Source organism: Acinetobacter sp. SwsAc6 (assembly GCF_013391565.1).
Classification (GTDB): domain Bacteria; phylum Pseudomonadota; class Gammaproteobacteria; order Pseudomonadales; family Moraxellaceae; genus Acinetobacter; species Acinetobacter cumulans.
The window spans coordinates 1-22,337 of the sequence record NZ_JACAXE010000035.1 but is presented as its reverse complement, the minus strand read 5'-3'; the positions used below and the strand labels follow the sequence as shown (position 1 = coordinate 22,337).

General features: G+C 35.2%; 22 protein-coding genes and 1 pseudogene. 10 read left to right on the top strand and 13 right to left on the bottom strand.

Annotation, left to right across the window (positions count from 1 at the left end; all coding sequences use genetic code 11):
- Window positions 1-69 precede the first annotated feature (69 nt).
- The 5 genes from tssA to HYG93_RS16915 are packed head-to-tail and all read left to right on the top strand — an operon-like array spanning window position 70 to window position 5,065.
- On the top strand, window positions 70-1,194 hold the full coding sequence (gene tssA, locus HYG93_RS16935; protein WP_106986325.1) for a type VI secretion system protein TssA: 1,125 nt from the start codon (window positions 70-72) through the stop codon (window positions 1,192-1,194).
- A gap of 5 nt (window positions 1,195-1,199) precedes the next feature.
- Window positions 1,200-2,564 carry a type VI secretion system baseplate subunit TssK gene (gene tssK, locus HYG93_RS16930; RefSeq protein ID WP_106986326.1) on the top strand — a complete coding sequence of 455 codons (1,365 nt, stop codon included), beginning with the start codon at window positions 1,200-1,202 and terminating at the stop codon, window positions 2,562-2,564.
- A 12-nt stretch (window positions 2,565-2,576) separates the two neighbouring features.
- A complete protein-coding gene (gene icmH, locus HYG93_RS16925; RefSeq protein WP_106986327.1) occupies window positions 2,577-3,386 on the top strand; it encodes a type IVB secretion system protein IcmH/DotU in 810 nt (269 codons plus the stop codon).
- 12 nt (window positions 3,387-3,398) lie between these two features.
- Window positions 3,399-4,088, top strand: a complete 690-nt coding sequence (locus HYG93_RS16920) for a hypothetical protein (protein ID WP_147395695.1) — start codon at window positions 3,399-3,401, stop codon at window positions 4,086-4,088.
- Window positions 4,085-5,065: a M15 family metallopeptidase gene (locus HYG93_RS16915; RefSeq protein WP_106986329.1), complete on the top strand. Its 981-nt coding sequence runs from the start codon at window positions 4,085-4,087 to the stop codon at window positions 5,063-5,065. The genes HYG93_RS16920 and HYG93_RS16915 overlap by 4 nt, the downstream gene beginning before the upstream one ends.
- A gap of 97 nt (window positions 5,066-5,162) precedes the next feature.
- Here HYG93_RS16915 and HYG93_RS16910 read toward each other — a convergent pair whose 3' ends face one another.
- The 8 genes from HYG93_RS16910 to HYG93_RS16875 all read right to left on the bottom strand — a co-directional run bounded on the left by HYG93_RS16910 (window position 5,163) and on the right by HYG93_RS16875 (window position 11,138).
- Window positions 5,163-5,924, bottom strand: coding sequence for an alpha/beta fold hydrolase (locus HYG93_RS16910; protein WP_120366137.1), 762 nt, complete (start codon window positions 5,922-5,924; stop codon window positions 5,163-5,165).
- 164 nt (window positions 5,925-6,088) lie between these two features.
- Window positions 6,089-6,961, bottom strand: a complete 873-nt coding sequence (locus HYG93_RS16905; RefSeq protein ID WP_120366138.1) for an MBL fold metallo-hydrolase — start codon at window positions 6,959-6,961, stop codon at window positions 6,089-6,091.
- 4 nt (window positions 6,962-6,965) lie between these two features.
- Entirely contained in the window at window positions 6,966-7,382 is a 417-nt protein-coding gene (locus HYG93_RS16900) for a DUF6691 family protein (protein ID WP_117008035.1), read from the bottom strand.
- Window positions 7,379-7,798 carry a YeeE/YedE family protein gene (locus tag HYG93_RS16895; protein WP_106986333.1) on the bottom strand — a complete coding sequence of 140 codons (420 nt, stop codon included), beginning with the start codon at window positions 7,796-7,798 and terminating at the stop codon, window positions 7,379-7,381. Before HYG93_RS16895 ends, HYG93_RS16900 begins: the two co-directional genes overlap by 4 nt.
- Before the next feature lie 93 nt (window positions 7,799-7,891).
- Window positions 7,892-8,533, bottom strand: a complete 642-nt coding sequence (locus HYG93_RS16890; RefSeq protein ID WP_372659206.1) for a DUF6685 family protein — start codon at window positions 8,531-8,533, stop codon at window positions 7,892-7,894.
- Between the two features lie 1,116 nt (window positions 8,534-9,649).
- The gene (locus tag HYG93_RS16885) at window positions 9,650-10,033 is read right to left on the bottom strand and encodes a hypothetical protein (RefSeq protein ID WP_228198936.1); all 384 of its coding nucleotides are present in this window, start codon (window positions 10,031-10,033) and stop codon (window positions 9,650-9,652) included.
- Window positions 10,023-10,364 carry a hypothetical protein gene (locus HYG93_RS16880; protein WP_106986337.1) on the bottom strand — a complete coding sequence of 114 codons (342 nt, stop codon included), beginning with the start codon at window positions 10,362-10,364 and terminating at the stop codon, window positions 10,023-10,025. The genes HYG93_RS16885 and HYG93_RS16880 overlap by 11 nt, the downstream gene beginning before the upstream one ends.
- Before the next feature lie 294 nt (window positions 10,365-10,658).
- Window positions 10,659-11,138, bottom strand: a complete 480-nt coding sequence (locus HYG93_RS16875; RefSeq protein ID WP_106986338.1) for a hypothetical protein — start codon at window positions 11,136-11,138, stop codon at window positions 10,659-10,661.
- 1,236 nt (window positions 11,139-12,374) lie between these two features.
- On the opposite strand from HYG93_RS16875, the gene aroQ reads away from it, so the two are divergent.
- From aroQ to accC, 3 genes are read left to right on the top strand one after another with little or no spacing between them, the layout of a single operon-like run.
- Window positions 12,375-12,830, top strand: a complete 456-nt coding sequence (gene aroQ / locus HYG93_RS16870; RefSeq protein ID WP_106986339.1) for a type II 3-dehydroquinate dehydratase — start codon at window positions 12,375-12,377, stop codon at window positions 12,828-12,830.
- Between the two features lie 17 nt (window positions 12,831-12,847).
- Complete coding sequence (locus tag HYG93_RS16865) at window positions 12,848-13,264, top strand: biotin/lipoyl-containing protein (protein WP_106986340.1); 417 nt, start codon at window positions 12,848-12,850, stop codon at window positions 13,262-13,264.
- A gap of 17 nt (window positions 13,265-13,281) precedes the next feature.
- Window positions 13,282-14,646, top strand: coding sequence for an acetyl-CoA carboxylase biotin carboxylase subunit (accC, locus tag HYG93_RS16860; protein WP_178962707.1), 1,365 nt, complete (start codon window positions 13,282-13,284; stop codon window positions 14,644-14,646).
- Between the two features lie 56 nt (window positions 14,647-14,702).
- Here accC and HYG93_RS16855 read toward each other — a convergent pair whose 3' ends face one another.
- Complete coding sequence (locus HYG93_RS16855) at window positions 14,703-15,185, bottom strand: hypothetical protein (protein ID WP_106986342.1); 483 nt, start codon at window positions 15,183-15,185, stop codon at window positions 14,703-14,705.
- Between the two features lie 254 nt (window positions 15,186-15,439).
- Here HYG93_RS16855 and HYG93_RS19615 point away from each other — a divergent pair.
- Window positions 15,440-16,854 (top strand): annotated as a pseudogene (locus HYG93_RS19615) (diguanylate cyclase).
- Window positions 16,855-16,896: 42 nt separating this feature from the next.
- Here HYG93_RS19615 and HYG93_RS16845 read toward each other — a convergent pair.
- The 4 genes from HYG93_RS16845 to HYG93_RS16830 form a co-directional block, all read right to left on the bottom strand.
- Entirely contained in the window at window positions 16,897-18,057 is a 1,161-nt protein-coding gene (locus tag HYG93_RS16845) for an MFS transporter (protein WP_106986344.1), read from the bottom strand.
- Between the two features lie 435 nt (window positions 18,058-18,492).
- Window positions 18,493-18,774, bottom strand: a complete 282-nt coding sequence (locus HYG93_RS16840; protein WP_106986345.1) for a hypothetical protein — start codon at window positions 18,772-18,774, stop codon at window positions 18,493-18,495.
- Between the two features lie 513 nt (window positions 18,775-19,287).
- On the bottom strand, window positions 19,288-19,461 hold the full coding sequence (locus HYG93_RS19705; RefSeq protein WP_350337704.1) for a type II toxin-antitoxin system HigB family toxin: 174 nt from the start codon (window positions 19,459-19,461) through the stop codon (window positions 19,288-19,290).
- A 168-nt stretch (window positions 19,462-19,629) separates the two neighbouring features.
- Entirely contained in the window at window positions 19,630-19,827 is a 198-nt protein-coding gene (locus HYG93_RS16830; protein WP_178962706.1) for a hypothetical protein, read from the bottom strand.
- Between the two features lie 323 nt (window positions 19,828-20,150).
- Between HYG93_RS16830 and HYG93_RS16825 the strand changes: the two genes are divergently transcribed.
- A complete protein-coding gene (locus HYG93_RS16825; protein ID WP_120364887.1) occupies window positions 20,151-21,716 on the top strand; it encodes a sensor domain-containing diguanylate cyclase in 1,566 nt (521 codons plus the stop codon).
- Window positions 21,717-22,337: the final 621 nt, after the last annotated feature.

The window sequence follows — 22,337 nt, the reverse complement described above, 5'->3', positions numbered from 1 at the left end:
AGTGATATTTATAATTACTTCTTGCCAAATAGATAGTTTAAATAGAATCAGAAAAAATAAAGGCAAATTATGAGTGTAGAACTCGAAACCCTATTACAGCCCATTAGCGAGCAACAGCCTTGTGGTACGGATTATTCATTTTCTAATGAATTTCATGCAATAAAAAAGGCAAAAACACAAGATGACCCTTTATTGGATCAAGGTGATTGGGTAGCTGAACCAAAACAAGCAGATTGGTCCTTTGTTCAATCACAAACCATTGAGTTGCTTACTGAAAAAAGCAAGGATATTCGCCTTTATACGTGGTTAATGGAAGCATGGGCACATTTATATGGTTTTGATGGCCTACATAAAAGCCTCGCTCTAATGCAACAGAGTTTAAATAGCTATTGGTTTCAGCTATTTCCCGAAATTGAAGATGAAGATTTAGATCAACGCTTAGGTTTATTGCAAGGATTTATTAATCTTTTACCGACATTATGCAAAAGTATTCCAGTGGTAAATGTTTCGCCGTACTACACCCTTTCTGACTACGAATCTTTTTTGCATCAACAAAATCAAAAACGTAAATTAAATACAGAAGATGAAGACCAAGAAAATCCCGTTAATTTAATGGAGCAATTTGATCACGCGCTTTTCAATACATCCAAAAGCATTCAATATCAAAACTATCAGGCTTTTTTAGAAACACTAACGCAGTGGCAATTGTTAAAAGATACGATGGATCAACTAATGGGATTAGATGCTCCAAGTTTTGCTGGAATTGACTCCCAAATTGAAAGTATTCATTTGAACTTAAAGAAAATTTATAAAGCCGAGGCTTTTTTACAATCTACCGAACAAAATAAAAGCAGTCCATCAACCCCTATTGATACACCGATGAATGTTACAACACCCCATGTAGAACAGGCTGCCAATATACATGTTGAACATAGTACAACCTCTTTTCAACCACAACAAAAAAGTCATTTGGCAAATCGTGATCAAGCGATGCGTTTATTACAAGAAATTTCGGATTATTTCCAAGTCAATGAGCCTCATAGTCCTGTTAGCTATATGCTACAAAAAACTATTAAATGGGGCCAAATGCCATTACATGAATGGCTAACCCAAGTCATTAAAAATGAAAATCCGTTAGAAAATGTCCAAGAAATGTTGGGCGTACAAAATAATGATGCAAATAATGATTGGTAACTTAAATGTTAAAAGCTGAAAAAATATTATGGGGAGAAGGCCTATTCCTTAGACCCCAACACTTCCAAATGCAAGATGCTTATCACGAGCAAAGACTAAATCATACTGTACGATCTACTGTTCCATTTGCTTATGGCATTCAACAATTAGATTTTGATGAAGTACAACTTTCGACACAAGTTTTGGCTCTAAATAAAGTTGAGATGATTTGGCAAGATGGTGAAATTTATCAAGCGCCGGCACAAGATTTACTGCCAGAGCCAGTACTTCTTGATGAGTTAAATCTTAAAAATGAAATGCATGTATATTTGGCACTCCCAATTATGCAAGCCAATAAGAAAAACTTAAGTTTTGAACAACATACGCAGTCTAGTCGATATCATTCTCACTTGACTGAAGCCTATGATTTATTTACAGATGCATCTTTGGCGGACATTACCTTATTAAAGCGTCGAGCAGAGTTAAAATTGTTTGAACATGCACATGAACCAGCTCAAAGTTTAGATGGCTATTTATATATCCAAATTGGTCGTTTAAAGCGTCAAAGTTCTGGCAGTTTTATCTTAGATTCTAAATTTATTCCGCCAATTTTACATATCTCAGCCTGTGATTCTTTATTGGCTGGATTAAAAAGAACTTTAAATATTATTAAAGCGAAAATTAAGACAATTCAGGCCAATAACCGTGAAAATGAGCAAAAACTCATTGAATTCCGTTCTGGCGATATTGTGTCTTTTTGGTTGGTGAATGCATTAAATACAGCTCATGCAACGCTGAATCATTTACTGCGTTATCCATTGATTCATCCAGAGCGCTTATATTTTGAGTTGTTGCGCTTAACGGGTTCTATGTTGACCTTTTCAACTGCTTACGATGTCGAACATTTGCCAGAATATAAGCACACCCATCTTGAAGAAAGCTTTGGTCAGCTTGATCTAATATTACGTGATTTATTAGATACGATTATTTCAAATCGCTATATCAGTATTAGCTTAAAAGAAACTCGACCTTCTTATTGGATTGGTAGTTTAGAGTCTGACAAAATTACCCGTGATACTCGCCTGTATTTGGCTGTTTCAAGTGGTGTTATGCCTACACATGATTTAATTTCTTATGTCCCTCTACGCTTTAAAGTTGGTAGTACAGTAGATGTAGAACAACGTGTCATGGCGGCATTACCTGCTGTGACACTGCAACATTTAATGCAAGTCCCAACGGCAATTCCAGTTCGTTCTGGTGTCAGCTATTTTGAAGTTGAACCAAATAATGAATTGTATCAACGCATGCTGGATTCTGAAGCGATTTGTGTATATATCCCGACAGGCTTCCAAGATATTTCAATTGAATTGATTGCAGTAATGAATGGATAAGGCAATATAAAAATGAATATGAAGAATAATGTACCCTCTCTGTTTGATGATGGCACGATTGGCACTGGATATGTACCGACACAAACGGAAGTCAAAGCACAAACTGCATCTGCAAATATGGTTGATTTATTACATGATGGTTTTTACATTGTTTTTTTATTAAAAAATCAATATGTACCATCAGATCCGGAAGGCTTTAAACAAAAAATTATAGATTTATTAAATCGATTTGATCATCAAGCACGTAAATTACAATTTAATGCCGATGATATACAGGATGCTAAATACGCATTTTGCGCATTAATTGATGAAACGATTGTGACACAACAGGATGCACGTTTTTTTGATTTACAAAATAATTGGATGTTAAACCCACTACAGCTGACTTTGTTTGGCTCACAACTTGCAGGCTATCGTTTTTTTGAGAAATTAGAAGAGATCAGAAGTAAAGGTAAAGAACGACTGGCTGCACTGGAAGTTTATCACTACTGCATGTTGTTAGGATTTCATGGTAAATATCGTATTGAATCTATAGAGCATCTAAATCTATTGGTCTCACGTATTGGTGATGAAATTGATTATTTAAAAGGAAAAAAAGTCGCATTTTCTCCTTTTGCTGCTTTACCTGATCAAATCAAACATATTATTCATCGTGAGCTTCCATTCTTTTGGATTTTGATTTTTTTACTTTTGTTTTCTGTAATTTCTTTTGTGGGCTTACACTATATGTTGGGTAAACAAAATGATGCTGCTTTATCTAAATATCAAAACGTAATTAGCGCACCAGCAGAACAAGCTTATATCACCATTCATTTACCATAAGACTAGAATAAAATGGCAAACGAAAAATCAAATAATGTTCGAATATTACAATCGACTAAAAAGACAACAATATCACCCCTAATAACCGCTGTGATTGGTTTTTTAGCAGGTGTTTCTGTGATTTCAATTGCAGGTTTCATTTTTATGAATATGCAAGCGAGTGACAGTAAAAATACAGATCTTCTTACAAGTCAGCCTACAGAGTTACAAGAGCATGTACTCAGTGAGTCGAATGTAGCACCAGCACGTGTCATGACAGCGGATGAAAATATTGCTGATCATACGCAAACACAACATGAGCAAACAGTTCATACTTCAAATGATGACCCTAATGTTCAGGCTGTTGATCCTGTAAATGTATTTAAACATCCAACAGCAAAACCGCAACAGCTGACAAGGACACAACCTACTACTGGTCATACTCAAGATCCATTTGCCTTGACCCAAACAGAACCTAAAAATATTGTTGTTAATACCATTAAAACAACAAAACCTAATCCCGCACAAACTCGACCTTTACAAACTCAAGTTAAGCCTACACCTATCCCGACGCCCGTTGTTAAAGCAGCCGTAAAACCGACTAAACCAACCGTCATTGAAGAACCTGAACCAGAGTCTCCACGTGGCTCATTACAGGTGACTGTAACTAAAACAGTTACGCCAGTTAAGGAAACACCAAAAGAACCCAAAGCTGAATCATGATTATTCTGCTTTTTACATGTTTTGTAATTTTAAGCTTTGTCTCGGCATTATTGCTGTCGTATGAGCTTAGACAAATACTTCACAGTTTTTTTGCATCTTTAATTCCAAAAAGCAAAGATCGTTGGACAAATGCCAAACAATTTGCACATGAGCTGAATTCGGCAGCCTCACCTGAGCAAATTCAATCGCATTGGCATTTACAACAATGGTGGATATTAATCGCTGGAGCTGTACTGTTTTCCAGTATTTTATTATTTGCATTTACTCAACCCGTGACTGCGTCAAAAATGGAAGCTGACTATCTAAAAAAAGTTGATCCACAGATTTTTGCAATGCTAAATGGTGAAATGTTAGATGCACCCGCCGAAGTAGAAGAAAACCTAGTACAAGATGCCATTGCAGAAGCATTGGCCTTAGAAAGCATGAATAACTCAGTAATCTCTGCAACCAATACCGTCCCAACAAATTTAACGATGCCTGATGACGCCGTATTTGAAGCACATAGCCATAATGATTTAGCTGGAGCTGATCGTAAATGGCATAAGATGAATCCGCGTTTTAAGCAGCGTTTATTGATGGTCATGAAAACGATGCGTGAACAGCATGGCTACGAGATGGTTTTACTTGAGGGATATCGTAGCCCTGAACGGCAAAATAACTTAGCGACGAATATTAATACAACTCGTGCCAAAGGATTTCAAAGCTATCATCAGTTTGGCTTAGCTGCCGATATTGCATTTAAACGTGATGGTAAAGTGGTTATTTCTGAACGTGACCCTTGGGCCATGCGCGGATATCAACTCTACGGCCAAGTAGCAGAATCTGTCGGTTTAACTTGGGGTGGCCGTTGGAAATCGATACAAGATTATGGACATACTGAGTACCGCATGCCTGGTCTAGTAAAAACGCGTGAAATGGCGGAAAAACTCACGTCAGAAGGTCAGTTGCAAGCTTCAAATATCAATGTGAATCCATAAATGGATTCACATTGATATTCCGCTTTATTCAGCTCAGATGCCCTTTTTTTAATCATATATATTGAAACCCTTTATGGTTTCAACTTAACTCATTTTATTATTTTAAAAAACTATTTAATGTATTAAGTACGGCCGTGGTTTGCTCTGCATGCAACCAATGTCCTGCTTCTGCAATATTTTGAATGTCTGCATTTGGAAATTGGGTACGAATCGCTTCAAAATGTTCATCTTTTTCAATATACGGTGATTTTTCACCTTTTAAAAATAATGTAGGTCCAGTAAATACTGTAGAAGTTGGCCAAGAGATAATATCTGCATAATGTGTATATAAAGCATTTACATTAAATAGCCACTGTCCTTTATGCCATGATTTTAATAAGAATTGAATAACCATTTCTTCTTGAATGTATTGTTTCATCAATGCAATGACTTCACTACGCGTAGATAAAGTTACCTGTTCAACAGCTATTAATGCTTTGAAAATTTGATCATGATGATTTTGCGTATATGCAAATGGTGCAATATCAAGTATTGCTAATTTTTCAATTCGATTCGGATGTTGTTGGGCTAAATACATAGCAATTTTTCCGCCCATAGAATGCCCGACCAAACTGAATTTTTCAATTTTCAAAGAATCTAAGGTTTCTACAAGATCCTGAGCCATTACTGCATAGTTCATATCAGTCGCATGCCCTGATTTACCATGATTGCGAACATCGACTTGAATGACATCATGTGTTTCAAAATAGCTTCGAGCCAGCATTCCCAAATTACTTAAGCTACCAAATAATCCGTGAATAAAAATAATAGGGGTTGAATTACTTTTGGGATTTTCATGATGTTCGAAATTTAAAATCATAACGCTATCTTTGGGCTAACTTTTGAATACACTTTATGATGTGGTCTATTAAGAATTTAATCAATTGTGAAATTATTTTATTTTTTTTTGCTTAGGCTATTTTAACTAGCTTTAGTGAATGAAAAAAGGCTGAAATAATCAGCCTTGTTATAAAATTGAATGGGTTACTTAAAATAATTCAAAGGGAGCTTTAAATAGCGAATGCCATTTTGCTCAGGCTCAGGGAAATGGCCTGCACACATATTCACTTGTATGGCCGGTAAAATCAGTTTTGGCATACTCAATGACGCATCACGGCGCTGACGCATATCAACAAACATTTGTTTTTGAGTATTTTCATTGATATGAATATTGCTCTGTTTCTGTAGTTGAATACTACTTTCGCAATGATATTCGGAACGATTTTCTGGTAAATAGTCATGGCACAAAAATACCCGTGTCTGCTCAGGCAATTGATACAAGTTTTGCACCGAGTCAAATAAGGTCGATGCACTGCCCTTTGGAAAGTCACAACGTGCTGTTCCATAATCTGGCATAAAGAGCGTATCACCCACAAATACGGCGTCACCGATCACATAGCTTAAACATGCTGGGGTATGTCCAGGTGTTGGTATGTTATATGCTGATAAGTTGCCAATCTTAAATGCTTCATGATCTTGAAATAGATAATCAAATACTTGCTGAGCATTAATACTTTTCATATCTAAATGATATATCTGTGAAAACGTATCTTGCACAATTTTAATATTGTGGCTCATAGCAACTTTACCCCCCACCTTTTCTTTTAGGTATTGGGACGCAGTCAAATGATCTGCATGGACATGAGTTTCAAGAATCCATTCAACGCTTAGGCTATTTTGTTGAACAAAAGCTAAAATTTGATCAGCACTTTGGGTATACGTTGTCGCAGAAGCCGCATCATAATCTAATACACTATCAATTACGGCGCATTTTTTTGTCTCAGGATCAGTAACAACATAACTAAACGTATTGGTCCGCTCATCAAAAAAATGTTGAATCCAAGGTGTTATCGCCATGTGATTAATGTCCTGTGATTTTTTTATGGGCAAATACGCCTATAAACATCGCAACAATGAAATATAAAATCTGTGTATAACCTAAGCCAATTAAAGTAAATGCTGGTGCTGGACAAACACCTGTTAAACCCCAACCAATTCCAAAGATTGCAGCGCCTAAAATTAATTTAGAATCAATTTGTGTTGCTTGTGGTAAATCAATTGCATCACCAAAAACTGTTTTGGGTCGATTACGGCGCACAGCCAATTGGAATGGTATAAATGTAATTAAAATTGCACCCATCATTACAAATGCCAGACTCGGGTCCCACTGGCCTGCAACATCTAAAAAGCCTAATACTTTCTCAGGATTAGACATACCTGACAGCATTAACCCAATTGAAAATAATCCACCAAACAGAAAAGCAAAAATATTTTTCATGCGCCTGCTCCTACAACATGACGTACCACAAATACTGTAATAGCACCGGTTAACATAAATATGCCTGTTGCAATTAATGAACGCTTTGAGAGCCGACTGATTCCACAAATACCATGCCCACTAGTACAACCTGAACCAAGGCGTGTACCAAAGCCGACTAACAAGCCAGCAACAATCAATTGCCATATACTCGCATTAAGTACAATTTCTGGTTGTATAAATAGACCGTAAATAAATGGGATCACGACAATCCCTAGTAAAAACCAAAATGCGGGTTTCTGCAAAAGCCCTTCTGGATGTATTATCTGACCAATCATGCCACTAATACCTGCAATCTTGCCATTGATATACAAATAACCAACGACAGAAATGCCTAATAGGGCGCCACCTAAAAAAGCCCAAAGAAAGTCATGCATGGGAGTGATGATCCAATAAACATTATATGTTTTTATAATATGTATATTTTTTGTTTATGCAAGTCTTATTTCATCTATTCTTTGAACAATTCATTATAAACAACTATTTTTAGATAGAATTTGTTGTAATACGACGTTGTGAGCTTGCTTAGCGACACACCAAGAAATCATCTCATTGAGTGAACGATACTTTTCTTCGAATATAGAAATAATTTTATGATTGTCTGTAGATCTAGCAAAAAAGAAGATTTCTAATTCTTTATGCCTTTCGACTAATTTTATAAAGCGTATATTACTCTGCTCAAAATATTGAATGGCATCATCCAATTCAGCTCTTGGCAATACAAAGGCGGCATAGTGTTGATGAAATATTTTGAAGTAATGTTCATCCAATACATAACACCTTAAATTTGCAATTAAGGGCACCGCATAATTCAATTGCTTTGCAATATAGTGTGCGGCCGCCAAATGGTGAGAGCCTCCCGTATTGGAAATAAATAGTTTATCTAACCAAGCAAAAACCACAAACTCATCAGTGCTTGTATTTGGCGAATGAATGATCCTAATTTCCCGATGTGCCAACATCGCTTCAAGTCGCTGTGCAGAGATTTCACTGATATAAGATGGACACTGCTTTTCAACAAATGCCTCAATTGTTTGAAACTCTTGTAATGGCGACTTAGAATTTGAGAAGCCACTTAACATTGAAAGATCAACCTGATATTGAGTATATATTTGCGTTTCAAATATAGGATTAATACAGCACGTAACTGTTCTAACTCCTCGGCACTGGTCTTAAAATGAGAAATGAAATGCGTATAAAGTTCATTATTATAAAAATGATAATCCTTAAGTGCTTTAATTTTTAAATTGTGCAATGCAAAGACATCATATAAATAAATTGAGTTGTGCTGCGTTAAATCTAACTTAGTAGTCCTTTTCTGTTTTAAATAACGATACAAAGCAAAATTATGAGAAAACTGAGCTAAAATTTCACTCCAGAATGAACCGAACATCACCTCTACTCCATTGTTTCGATAATTTCTTCTATTTGTTAAGTATTCAAATCCATTAAGGCATCCTAATCACGCCAATACGGCGATTGTCATAGAATTTCACCATATATTTTTATTAAAAAACCTTAATAATATTTAAAATTCACGAGATATATCCCCGAGAAATTTCGAACAAACATATATTTTTATTCATATTAACTTCACTATTGTCTATTTTTTGACATAAAATTCAAAATTGAGCTGAAATACTCGCTCAATCTTATTTTTATTAGATATATACAATGCTTAAGTCACCTAAATAATGAAATACGACAGCTCTCTGAACGGGTACAACGTCATTTGTATTGTGCATCCATAAAACAGCACACGTACATCAATACCAGATTAGCGATAGTAGAACACGTCCTCCCATACATAGATACTTAAAAGCGTATCAATACTCTTTCTCTTTGGAAGCGATATAAAACAATAAAGCTGTATAAGATATAAGAAGGATGCTTAGGCTTATTCTATTAAAAACAACTCAAAAGCTTAGTTAGAAATCATCCAAAGCTGGCTACTAAGCGCCGTGTATGAAGTGAATACTTGAGGCAAGAAGCTTAGGAAAAAAATAAGGCAAAAAAAAAGCCACTCTTCAGTGGCTAATTGAATAACATCAAGCATGACGATGAAGTTATTCAGCCAGAGCATAAATAACCAGGGAAGTATTATTTATGTCTAAGCTTAAGCCTATATATTAATACGAACTAGTTATCACTTTTATCTATTTTTGTGTCGTTATATGCCATTTTATCAAGTTGGCTTCAACTTAAGCCTTCTCTTTACAATTTTTGAATCATTTCTCTGGTTTTGCTGGTGTAGTTTTACACATTGCGCCAGTCGTCATACCAGATTTAGTTAAACTCTGTTGCTGTCGATCCAAAAAGTTTTTCGCTGCCATGTGCATGATAGAAGCCATATCGAGTTGGCTATTGTCTTCAGACAACTTCACTATACGTTGATAGGCATCTATACGTTGGCAAAAAGCCTCACTTTTTGCCGATGCATCTGCTATTGATTTTGGATCATCCAAAATAGGCTTAGTTGCTTTAATTACATCAAGATAATGTTGTATCTGTGCATCATAATTTTGCTGTGTTAGTACCTCAGACTGTGCCGTCTGACTTAATGACAGCACAGTACAAGTCAGCAGAAATGCATAAAGACTTTTATGCTTCATCGCCTTCTTTCCACACATCTTCATAATCATCTGAATCGATCATAAACCTATAACCAGTGTCCAGCGCTAAATATGGAAGTGCTTCAGGGAACTCTTTCATCAATTCTTTTACACTAATGAGCTCAAAAAAATCTTCTGAAGCATCTAACTCACCACCATAAATAAACCACGATACATTATTATCATCTGGTAGTTTACGCAGACCAACTACAGGTTCTTTATTTAAGGTTTGCAAGGCAATTGCTACTGTATCTGTTTCTTTTACGGCGCGATATGCCGAACCATACTCTTCACAGACCAACTGCTGTTCTTCAATTAAATCAGCATCCATCTTTAAAGCTCTTTTCTGTGTTTAATCATGCACGCAGTTTAAGGCTTTCATTAACCTTATACAATCAAGTGAAGTCAGATTTAGCTTCATTCAGACTGAGCTTCTTATCAATGTAAAATAAAGTGCTTTACTGAATCGCGGTGAGTTTTTTCTACAAATGATAGCTGACGGATGATTTCAAGCGTGTAGACTATACATCAAGTACAGTTTGTAACTATTCGAGATCTCAATATAAAACCCCAAGTAAGCTTACTCACTTGGAGTCTATTCATATATGTAAGCCAATGATTATACTTATTTTTGGACGCGTATAGATTTGAGTTGCTGAAAAATTAAAGACTCTTGGCCTGATTTATAAATATAACGCTCTAAAGTCCCTTGATTTGTATGAACTGACATTGAAATATTATCTCCTTTCAATGTATGAACAAGCGATGTAGGAATACTAAAATTATTTTGAGAACGGTGCATACCAAAGTACATACGATTTGTCGTCTTCGCAGTAGGACCGTAACTTAACTCTTCTGTACCATTACTAAAGGTAATTTTTTGGATATCGTAATTTTGTTGTACGCTATCTAATGATACTTTAATACCAACATGATCTAAAGCTTGCTCATTCCAACTCACTTGCACAATTGGGCAAAGTTCATTTGGCTCACAGATCAACAAACCCAAGGCAGCATTCTTTTGAGGCATAGGCGTAGTCTGACATGCAACAAGAGCACTAAGTACCATGGTCAGTCCAAGGCTTTTTAAAATGTATTTTTTCACAAGCTCACCCTCATAACATTTAAATAGACAATATTTATGTATTTATTTCCATAAAGTATTACATACCATTCTGTTCATATTTTAAACACAGCACAACAATATGATCTGAAATGATTATATGCAATCATTTGAGCCATTTAAGATTCTGTATAGACTGAAAGTAAACAGTAACACTCACGACAAAATGTACTTTTGTTTTAATACTGACAATTTACATACTGCTTTTAAACTACTATTGGACTGATGTTCTCACTCCCCCCATTTCATCATCTTCCACTCAAAACCTTATCTTACTCATGAATAGCGTCAACCTAGACTGCCATTAATGCTATAAAAATGCTCAAACAGATACCATCGAAATAACATCAATATATATATGAAACATAAACCAATCCCATAAATAGTGCTTTTGCCATTCCTGTGATTAAAATCCATTCAAACAAGTAGAAACTTCAATAAACAATATTGAGCACATTCGTCAATCCAAGGCTTTGAACTTTTCTGAAGTACACTCGATGGCTTTTAAATTTTGTATATACGCAATGTATCTACAAACCTATTCAAAATTTCGTACTTCTTAAAAAGTGCTGTATCACACAGTGAGTACAAAATTGATCAACTATGAGCCCTTAGTTATTGTTTTAAGTAACACATCAGATTTAGATTTTTTATTTCCCAAACATTCAAATTCTTCTTTATACGCTGACTTAAATTAGAGTAATTAGCCAAAATACTGTTTTTAATCATAATTTATGTTTAATATCTAATGTGAATTTAGAAAAGCTCAACATAAAAGTACACTAAAATTTAAACGTTTAATTTTGATTCCACATAGATCAAATTATGCATTTAAATTTTGAAAGAGTGAGTACAACAACCGATCGATTCAACTCAATCTTATAGACTCACTATACGGCGCAGGTTCAATAGGATCTAAAGCAGGACTATTTTCCTCCTTACATTTTTCAACATCAAAACATCCGTTACACAAATGATAATAACAGTTTTAGCCAATTCGGCTTACAATGTAAAAAACAGACATAACTATAAAATTTGTAATCTTTTAACATTGCCAAATGTCCGCAAAATTCGCATTATATAGCCCAAATCTGGCACACTAGATTCATGTCAATTCAAAGAATTTATAAATAAAATATGGAAAAATGTGCCATAATACGCAAACTTTGCAGATATCTTGCAAAGTAATTTTGCAATTTTTTAATTGGAGCATGCTGAATGAGTTCGACCATTTTGGTCATTCACGGACCGAATCTTAATTTGCTAGGAAAGCGCGAACCAGAAGTTTATGGACACCTCACACTTGAGGATATAAACCAGCAACTCACCGAACAAGCACAAAAAGCCTCTATTTCTCTGCAAACTTTCCAAAGCAATTGGGAAGGTGCTGTAGTGGACCGAATCCATCAAGCACAACAAGACGGCGTTCAATTTATCATTATCAATCCAGCAGCCTTAACACATACATCGGTTGCGGTGCGTGATGCACTTCTTGGCGTAGCAATTCCATTCATCGAAGTACATTTATCTAATGTACATGCACGTGAAGCTTTCCGCCATCATTCATATTTATCTGATAAAGCCGTAGGTGTTATCTGCGGATTAGGTGCAAAAGGCTACGCGTCAGCGCTTGACTTTGCTATCGACAAAATTCAACCAACTTTGCAATCTTAATTTAGGAATACAGTCTCATGGATATCCGTAAAATCAAGAAACTCATCGACCTGATGATTGAATCTGACTTACAGGCAATCGAAGTGAAAGAAGGCGATCAATCTATCGCTCTCACACGTCGAAATCCAGTTGTAGCAGCAGCTGTTCCAGCAATGCCTGCTCCTGCTGCACCTACACCAGCAGCAAAATCACCTCGTGGTGCTGTTGAAACTTCACCAATGGTTGGTGTGTTCTATGCAGCACCAAATCCGGGCGAAGCACCATTTGTAAAAGTTGGTCAAACTGTGTCTGCAGGTGAAACACTGGGTATTATTGAAGCAATGAAAATCATGAACCCAATTGAGGCAACTCAAAGTGGTGTGATTGAAGAAATTCTAGTGAAAAATGGCGAAGTGATTCAATTTGGTCAACCACTTTTCCGCTACCGCGCCTAAAACCTCGGGGAAAAATAATGTTGCAAAAAGTTTTAATTGCAAACCGTGGTGAAATTGCACTACGCATTACACGGGCCTGCAAAACTTTAGGAATTAAAACCGTAGGGATTTATTCCGATGCAGATAAAGACCTCATGCATTTACGCTTTTGTGATGAAGCAGTCTGCATTGGTCCAGGTGCGAGCAGTGAAAGTTATCTAAATATTCCAGCCATTATTACAGCGGCTGAAATTACAGGTGCTGATGCAATCCACCCTGGATATGGTTTTTTATCTGAAAATGCTGAATTCGCAGAAATTGTAGAAAGCTCAGGTTTTATCTTTATTGGCCCACGCCCAGAACATATTCGCCTGATGGGGAACAAAGTTTCTGCCATTATGGCAATGCGTAAAGCTGGTGTGCCTACTGTACCTGGTTCTGCTCATGCAGTTACACCAAACAATGCCTTGGCTGAAGCCAAAGAAATTGGCTTCCCACTGATCGTAAAAGCTGCCTCTGGTGGTGGTGGTCGTGGTATGCGTATTGTAGAACGCGTAGATACCCTACTCGAATCTGTACAAGCTGCACAACGTGATGCTGAAATGTGGTTTGGCGATGATACAGTCTATATGGAACGTTTTTTACAAAAACCTCGCCATGTAGAAGTACAAGTGTTAGCAGATGGTAATGGCCATGCAATTCATCTGTATGACCGTGACTGCTCTTTACAGCGCCGCCATCAAAAAGTACTTGAAGAAGCACCAGCACCGGGCTTACCAGAACAAGCACGCGCAGAAATTTTAGAAGCATGTGTGAATGCTTGTAAAATGATGCAATACCGTGGCGCAGGTACTTTCGAGTTTCTTTTTGAAGAAGATGAATTCTTCTTTATTGAAATGAATACACGCGTACAGGTAGAGCACCCTGTCACTGAAATGGTGACAGGTATCGATATTATTGAGCAACAATTACGCATTGCTGCAGGCCTCGGACTTAACATCGAACAAGAAGATGTCGAGTGCAAGGGTCATGCCATGGAATGCCGTATTAATGCTGAAGATCCAACAACCTTTATGCCTTCACCGGGTAAAATTGAGCATTTCTATGCACCAGGTGGTGCAGGCATTCGTTTAGATTCTCATATCTATCAAGGTTATAGTATTCCGCCTTACTACGACTCTATGATTGCAAAACTGATTGCTCATGGCAAAGACCGTGAAACTTGTATTGCACGTATGAAGCAAGCTTTAGACGAAATCATTTTGACAGGGATTAAAACCAATATTCCTTTACATAAAGATTTAATCCTACAAGATGAAAACTTCTGCCAAAAAGCAATGGATATCCATTACTTAGAAAAGTACATGTTGAAACAAGTTGAAGGTCATTCTGAAAAAGAATAAACAACAGTAAATAAAAAACCGCTCAATTGAGCGGTTTTTTATTGGCTTTAAATCACTTATGGCAATACACGATATAAAGTCGCAAAACATTTTTCAGCTTGATCATTACTACAGAAATTAATTGTGCTTGGATTTTTCCATTTCACAAAATACTGTGAAATTTCTCCAGTTTGATCGACTTGCTGGCCTGAACAATCTTTTTGGTTGTTATCAAATTTTACTTGCAACACTAAAGCAGGCAATTGTTCGTCTGGTTGTGCTGAAGGTTGGTAATCGTAAATACCAGATGACCACTCCTCACCGCTTTTAATAATGACATCATTATCGCTTTTGAAATTATAATATTCGATGCACTTGCGATTATTTGGAATTTCCATTCCCCATAGACCCACAATTTCAGGACGAGTAATCACCCTAAATGAATTAGCTACATTTTGCTGTGGCGTGACATTTTGATTTTGATCATTTTTTTTATTATCTGAAGCAGAAGCTACACCAGCACATAACATTAGTAAAATGGTTAAAGATGTCTTTTTCATACGTTTATTCAGTCATATTATCCATGTGTGCTAAATTAACACATTTTTTTAAAAAACCACCAATAATCACCAATTTATAACAATCATTTCACCAATATATTCAACAATGCCCGTTATCATATTTAATGCCTTATATTTATGGTATTCACACAATGAGCTTCATCGGAGACAACTCGTGCATTTATAATTAATTTAGTAAAATGCTTCAATAAATACCGTATTACTTAGGCTATATAAGGGAAGTCAATCCATTTATGCGTACAGCCTCACCGAATATCATACAAAGTAGTGTTTTTTTGGGCGTTGCCCTGATTATCTTGATCAGCTGTCTCGTTGGTATTGCTTCTCGACCACTTTCTTTTCTCGCTTTCTTTTGGCCAGCCAATGCTGTCTTGCTCGCTATTTTTCTACGCTATCCAAATTTAAATACAAGCAGTGGCTGGCTAGGTGCTTTTTGTGGCTACATGCTTGCAGACTTACTCACGGGTAACTTTCTACAACTGACCACTATTTTAACTTTCGCAAATTTAATTAATACAGCCGTTTCATTGTTTTTTATACAATTTTTCCAAATTAACTATAGAAAATATCATCAAGGTCTAACTTTTTTAGGCTTGTTTAGCATTTGTACTTTTGGTGGATGTTTAGCGAGTGCTGTCTTTGCTATTTTTACAGTTCCGTTTGTCCCCAATACATTCATGTCTACAGACCGCCTACTGGTCGATTTTAGTATGTGGTGGACAGGAGAAATGTTGAACTGTATTTTAATTTTACCTTTGGTATTGGCATTCCCAACCTATGACGAATTCAAAAAAATTATTCATAATCGTCGTACTAAAACCTACCCCATTCAAAAAGCTTTTCCGGCAATTGCTGTTATTTTTTGTGTGGCCCTAACTTATCTATTTTCTGGACCTGGTGCTTTACTCTATCCTTTAGCTGCATTAATTTGGGTTGCACTTAGCTATCGACTCTTTACTGTCACTGTTATTAACTTTTTAGCCTTACTTGCAACCTACCACAGTCTCAACCAGTTTTATGTCGCTGTATCCCCTGAGATTTATCTCAGTACGTCCATGTCAGTGCGGATTGGTTTGTGTATGCTCAGTCTCGCACCCTTACTGCTGTGTATCATTAGTGAAAATAGACATCACTTATATAAAAAAGTTCTCTATTTTGCAAATTACGATAGCTTAACCCAAGCCATGAACCGCCGTTACTTCTTCCAACTCAGTGAAGAGCTCTTAACACTTCACCCTAAACGTAGTTTTACGCTACTCATGTTAGATATTGATCATTTTAAGAAAATTAATGATCAATACGGCCATTATGCTGGGGATCAAGTTTTACAGCAGTTTTCCGAACAGATTCGCCAACATTTACGCGATAAAGATTTGTTTGCACGACTAGGTGGTGAAGAATTCGTTATTCTTTTAGAAAACATTCAACACAATGAAGCTCTGCGTATTTCGGAAAGATTGCGAAATATTATCGAAACTTCACCAATACAAATTCATGGCCAAGCAGAATTCCAATTACCGTGAGTATAGGCATGACGCAATATGCAGCCACATCACCCGAAACAATTCAAAATCTAATTAATAAAGCCGATTTTGCACTTTACCAAGCAAAGGAACAAGGCCGTAACAAGGTAATAATGAGCTACTAAAAGAAGCAATAATATCGTGCATTTTAGATCTCAAACTTTTTCTTAATGGCTAAGATTCACCGCTTTAGGTAAGCCTTTTACAAAGAATAAACCACATAGAACCACAATACCTGCCACAACAAACATTACTTGCCCTGTATATATTTCCCAATAATGCCCAGCTAAAATACTACCAATAGCCACGCCAAGTCCCCACATCGTACTATAAAGGGCTTGCCCACGACCTTGTTGTCCCGCCGAAAAATTTTGGAAGATAATCCGCATTGCAATGAGATGAAATAAACCAAAGCTAAAAGCATGAATGCATTGAGCAAAGAATTGTACTGCAAATAAGTCAGGGAAAAGTCCAGCCATTATCCAACGTAAGCTGGTTAAAATTAAACAGATTGCCACCAACATCCGCCATGAAAAGCGCGTAAAAAATACATTGGCATATGCAAACATGATTATTTCTGCGATAACTCCCACTGACCACAAAAAGCCTATTTCTGTTGTACTATAATTGGCTTGCTTTAAGTAATTACTATAAAAACTATAAAACGGTGCATGTGAAAATAGCATAATCAGTTCTATGACAAAAAAACTTGCCACCACGGGACGTTTTAAAATGGGCCATAGTGGTTCTAGTATTTTTTGCGATGTAGGTGCTGTAGCTGGTTCACGTATTGTAAATGACCAAAGAAAAGCCAAAGAGGCAATACATAACAACATAATCGGTAACATTGATATTGGGACTATTTCGAGCAACGCTCCAATGCCAAACACCCCAATAATAAATCCTATAGAACCCCATTTACGGACCTTACCGTATAATTGTGCTCTTTTTTCTGCTAACCAAAATAAGGTCACACCTTCAAATTGTGCCAATATCGCATTTTGAAAAAAACTAAATATCAGCATAAGTAATGCAATTGATTGAAAACTATTAGGAATAATAAAAATCAGTAACCATATACAACACTCCATCCATGTTGCTATACGTACCAGCAACATACGCTTTCCTGATTTGTCTGCAATCCACCCCCAAATAAAAGGCGCAAAAAAACGTGTAATAATTGCAATGGATGAAAGCAACCCAATTTGTTGATAATTAAACCCTTGGTCTTCTAAATAAAGATTCCAAAATGGCATAAATGTACCAACAATGGCATAGTAGAAAAAGTAGAATCCACCTAGTTTGGACTGGATTGGAATGCTAAGCATTAAGCTATATTCCTTAGTATTTACAACAAGTTATTAACTTTTTAGAGTTGTATTGCATTGCATCTAAAAGGCGGTTTTAGGAGATAACAGGTATACAAATCAGTATACAAATTTATTTTAATTAAATTATTTCAAAATTTGTATACTTTAGAGAAAAATACACATTATTAATCATGTATTTATATTTATCTAAATTTATCGTTTTTATGTATAAAAAACCATTATAAGGAAGTTCTAGATAGAAGTTATTTGCTTTACCAGCGTGTGGTACGAGTTAAATTTAAAAATTGCAGATTCCCTTCATTCTAATCAACAACATATTGCAAGTTATCCTCTTAGTTCCAATTTTATGCAATTACTGATTCTAAATTATAGAAAATTTTTAAATATATCGATTCGACTGCTTTTAAAATAGGATTTCAATAAAAAATCGTCTTAACGTTCCCAGTCAATCTTGTAAATATTTCCATCTACGACAGTAATAGCATAGTAAGAATTATCTACTTTATATTTATAGGTGATGGCTGGATGAGCTCGTCCTCTCGCATCACGAATAGTATGCTCATAAGAAGATTCAGGATGACCCAATACATCTTGCATTTTGCTATAACTATCACCAAGTTCAACAAAACCAAAATTTCCTCGAATCGACTGCATGTTAACAGCGAACGCTTGAATGGACATAAATATGCTCAAAACTAATAATAATTTTTTCACTTCTATGCTCAACAAAGTATTTATACTTAGCAACATAATAAGTGAAAAATGTGATTTTTATCATTTTTTTGTCTGAGTAATGTTCAGTACAAATTAAATCTACCTACAATTTATTGTTATCCAAGTAAACCTTTTGTACTACTTCCAGATAATTCATATTCATAGAGCAATCATAGATGCTGAAATCCTTCATATACGCATACAGCTCAACACAAATAATGTCCGCAAGTTACAAGCACAAAGATTTACTTTGATGAACAGTTTGATCCAGCCAATACAAATCTTATCCGTCACACAAAGTACAGCTGATAAATTTTTTAAATTGAGATTTGTAGCTAATCATTCCAGCAATAAAGAATGTAAAGCCTTAGTAGATCAACACGTTATGTCCCGAGAGCAAATAAGTTATTGAAAAAAATTGAAGCACTTGGATAAAAGTGGTCTAGTTATTTTCACTTTTATATAACAAAGCCCATTCATACAGACTCATTCAATTTAGCTTTGCCAAATTCTTTATGGGGGAAAGATATAACGAATGTATACGTGCTTTGCCTGATACATTACAACCGCAAGTAACCGTATTTTATTTCTACCTACTATAAAATAAGATACAACTTTCACACTTTTTGTAGCAAGAAAGAGCAACTTCATTTCCGCAAAATCATTAGGATCATCAACCTTCCCAATACTTCAAAAAGTTTTGTTATTTTTACACCATCAGTTGTAACCACTTTTTATAATAAACGGTTGATTTTCAAATCCTAGCTATTTTTTATATTTACCTTAACTTAATATTTTAAGACGTAAAGTAGCTATATTTTCAATCCATTATTTTACAATATGTCATTCAATAAGTTAGACCATCGACCAAAGGTGGTAATACTCTTGAATATCTCGATTTAAAAACTCATCGCGTTTGGGATCGTAATGAAAAGGCTTATTTTCCAGTAAAGTAGTGCAATTATTTAATTTAAGGTATTTTTTTAAGAATTTCTTAAAATTTTCGATTTTTTCTGGAAAAATACTTTCTTCATCCCACATAATAGCATTCATATCATTTACCTCTATCAATCTAAAGCACATACAACTTATTGATGTACAGTAAACAATATTTATCTTAAATGTGACTTAATTAGCAAAATAAAGCAAATAAATCGTTTTTAGATTTTTTTTTGCAGGCATGATTCATCATTTAAATAGATTGTCTCAATTCATTACACTATGTATTGATTCTATTGATGTGGAAAACATTACAATATACTATGTCTTCAGAATACAAAAAGAATATGGAATAAAATGTGATCTGTTTCATAAAATATTGGCCGAAGTACTAAAAATATACTAAGATAACTCAACTCAAACATAGGATATGACGGGTGCTAAAGAAGATTGCGGCATTTTTAAAATTAGATTTACAAAAGCTGATTTTAATCCTAAATATCATCTGTGTTTCTTGTCTATTTATTGCATCAATTTGCATTATCAACTATGTCATTAAAAAACAATTAATAGAAAACTCTCTTTTAACAAATCAAAAATATGCTTCAAAAGTTGCAATTAGTGCAGATCAACACCTAAAAAGCATGCTACAAGGATTAAATTATAGTGCAAAAATTATTGGTCATGACTTTAGTAATCAAACTATTATCAAAAGTGAATTACATCGACTTAAATACCAATCCAATAATTTCAATACCGTTTCTGTCGTAGATCAAAATGCGATCATCAAACATTTTGAACCGCATAATTTTAAATTTAATACGAATGTTAGTCACCGAACTGTCGGTATAGAACAATCATTAAAACTGAAAAAGACATATATTTCCCCGCCGTATCTAGCAATATCCAATAATCTTATTGTCTTAATGACGCAACCTATTTTTGATCAAAACCGAAATTACCAAGGTATGATCACTGGATCAATATATTTACAACGCAAAAATTTAATAAATCAGCTTCTATCTGGTTCCTATGATTATAAAAGAAGCTATATGTATGTCGTAGATCAAGATAATCGAATTATTTTCCATCCTGATCCTACACGAATTGGTGAAAAAATTATCGGAAATACTGGCCTAGACTACATGAAACAGTATAAAAATGGCTCAATTCATTTAGTAAATAGTAAAGGTATAGACAATCTCGCAGGTTTTTCTCATATTCCTAGTGTGAACTGGCTAGTAGTTTCACAGCAACCTACAGAAGAGCTTTTAGAACAAGCCAATAGTATTTTACTCAAAGCCGCATTTGGAATATTTATATTTTATGTTCTCATATTTATAATTATTTGGAGGATAACTTATTATATTTCCTCACCGTTACATAGTCTTGCGCAAATGGCAGGTATATTAAATCAGCCAGAAACGGATGATAAAATTCGCGAAATTAATCCATGGTACTTTGAGGTTTTACGCTTTCGCACTGCTTTACTATTTAGTTCTAAAAAATTTAAAGATAAGATTAGTGAATTGAATCAACATATCAATACAGATCCACTCACTGGTTTATTTAACCGTCGTGGTATGGATCTATTTATTAATGAATTAAAAAAAATGCATAGCGAGTTTGCATTATTAATGATTGATGTGGATCATTTTAAACAGGTTAATGATACATACGGACATGACCAAGGCGATGCTGTCTTAATCTCACTTGCACAGCAGATTAAGCAAAATTTCCGTGAGAATGATGTCTGCTGTCGTTTAGGTGGTGAGGAGTTTGTTGTTTTGGTACATAGTGCTGAAGCTCACTCTGTTTATAAAGCAGCTGAAAGGCTTCGTAAAAGAATGGAAAATTTACAGTCCGACAATCTGCCGAAGGTAACCATATCGATTGGAATTGCTTTCTATCCTGAAGATAATGAAGACATACAAGAAATATTTAAAATAGCGGATAATCGGTTGTATCAAGCAAAAAATTTAGGTCGTAACCAAGTATGTTAATTAAAAAATCTTTTACTTATCCATTTAAATTACTTTACGTCTCACCATATTAATAGTTTTTCATGCTGTTTAGGCTCTTATATAGCCTATTAAAGATCATAAAAGAGATTCTCTCATGGTGTATTTTCTTTATTTCAATGATTAAAATATAAATGTCACCACTCTTTAAATTGAAAATAATATAGTGACAATAGCTCAGCAAGTACTTATTTAGTTGTATTTTAACTTCTAAGATAAGCTCTTAATAATATGACATCGAATACCAATTCACTGCAGCTAATTATTGATATATTTTATTTTTTTAAAAACCAGTCTAAATAGTCACGCTTTAATAATGAGTCTACATTCTATAATGCAGGACTTAAAAGTTGGTAATGTAAACAATGACAGCATTATCTCCTAACGGTATTCTGTGATGCCTTATCACATCCTCCAAGCCCTCTTTCTGTATATCCTTTATTTATAAAATTCCAATTTTTCTAATTTCTAAAGTATTTCACACATAAAAAAACACCCCCTGCACTAGTCAGGGGGTGTTTCGAATAATGAGCTGGCGATGACTTACTCTCACATGGGTAACCCCACACTACCATCAGCGCTAAGAGGTTTCACTTCTGAGTT

Coding starts and splice junctions, on each gene's coding strand:
- tssA (WP_106986325.1), top strand. CDS start 70: ATGAGTGTAGAACTCGAAACCCTATTACAGCCCATTAGCGAGCAACAG.
- tssK (WP_106986326.1), top strand. CDS start 1,200: ATGTTAAAAGCTGAAAAAATATTATGGGGAGAAGGCCTATTCCTTAGA.
- icmH (WP_106986327.1), top strand. CDS start 2,577: ATGAATATGAAGAATAATGTACCCTCTCTGTTTGATGATGGCACGATT.
- HYG93_RS16920 (WP_147395695.1), top strand. CDS start 3,399: ATGGCAAACGAAAAATCAAATAATGTTCGAATATTACAATCGACTAAA.
- HYG93_RS16915 (WP_106986329.1), top strand. CDS start 4,085: ATGATTATTCTGCTTTTTACATGTTTTGTAATTTTAAGCTTTGTCTCG.
- HYG93_RS16910 (WP_120366137.1), bottom strand. CDS start 5,924: ATGATTTTAAATTTCGAACATCATGAAAATCCCAAAAGTAATTCAACC.
- HYG93_RS16905 (WP_120366138.1), bottom strand. CDS start 6,961: ATGGCGATAACACCTTGGATTCAACATTTTTTTGATGAGCGGACCAAT.
- HYG93_RS16900 (WP_117008035.1), bottom strand. CDS start 7,382: ATGAAAAATATTTTTGCTTTTCTGTTTGGTGGATTATTTTCAATTGGG.
- HYG93_RS16895 (WP_106986333.1), bottom strand. CDS start 7,798: ATGCATGACTTTCTTTGGGCTTTTTTAGGTGGCGCCCTATTAGGCATT.
- HYG93_RS16885 (WP_228198936.1), bottom strand. CDS start 10,033: ATGAAGCATAAAAGTCTTTATGCATTTCTGCTGACTTGTACTGTGCTG.
- HYG93_RS16880 (WP_106986337.1), bottom strand. CDS start 10,364: ATGGATGCTGATTTAATTGAAGAACAGCAGTTGGTCTGTGAAGAGTAT.
- aroQ (WP_106986339.1), top strand. CDS start 12,375: ATGAGTTCGACCATTTTGGTCATTCACGGACCGAATCTTAATTTGCTA.
- HYG93_RS16865 (WP_106986340.1), top strand. CDS start 12,848: ATGGATATCCGTAAAATCAAGAAACTCATCGACCTGATGATTGAATCT.
- accC (WP_178962707.1), top strand. CDS start 13,282: ATGTTGCAAAAAGTTTTAATTGCAAACCGTGGTGAAATTGCACTACGC.
- HYG93_RS16855 (WP_106986342.1), bottom strand. CDS start 15,185: ATGAAAAAGACATCTTTAACCATTTTACTAATGTTATGTGCTGGTGTA.
- HYG93_RS16845 (WP_106986344.1), bottom strand. CDS start 18,057: ATGCTTAGCATTCCAATCCAGTCCAAACTAGGTGGATTCTACTTTTTC.
- HYG93_RS16830 (WP_178962706.1), bottom strand. CDS start 19,827: ATGAATGCTATTATGTGGGATGAAGAAAGTATTTTTCCAGAAAAAATC.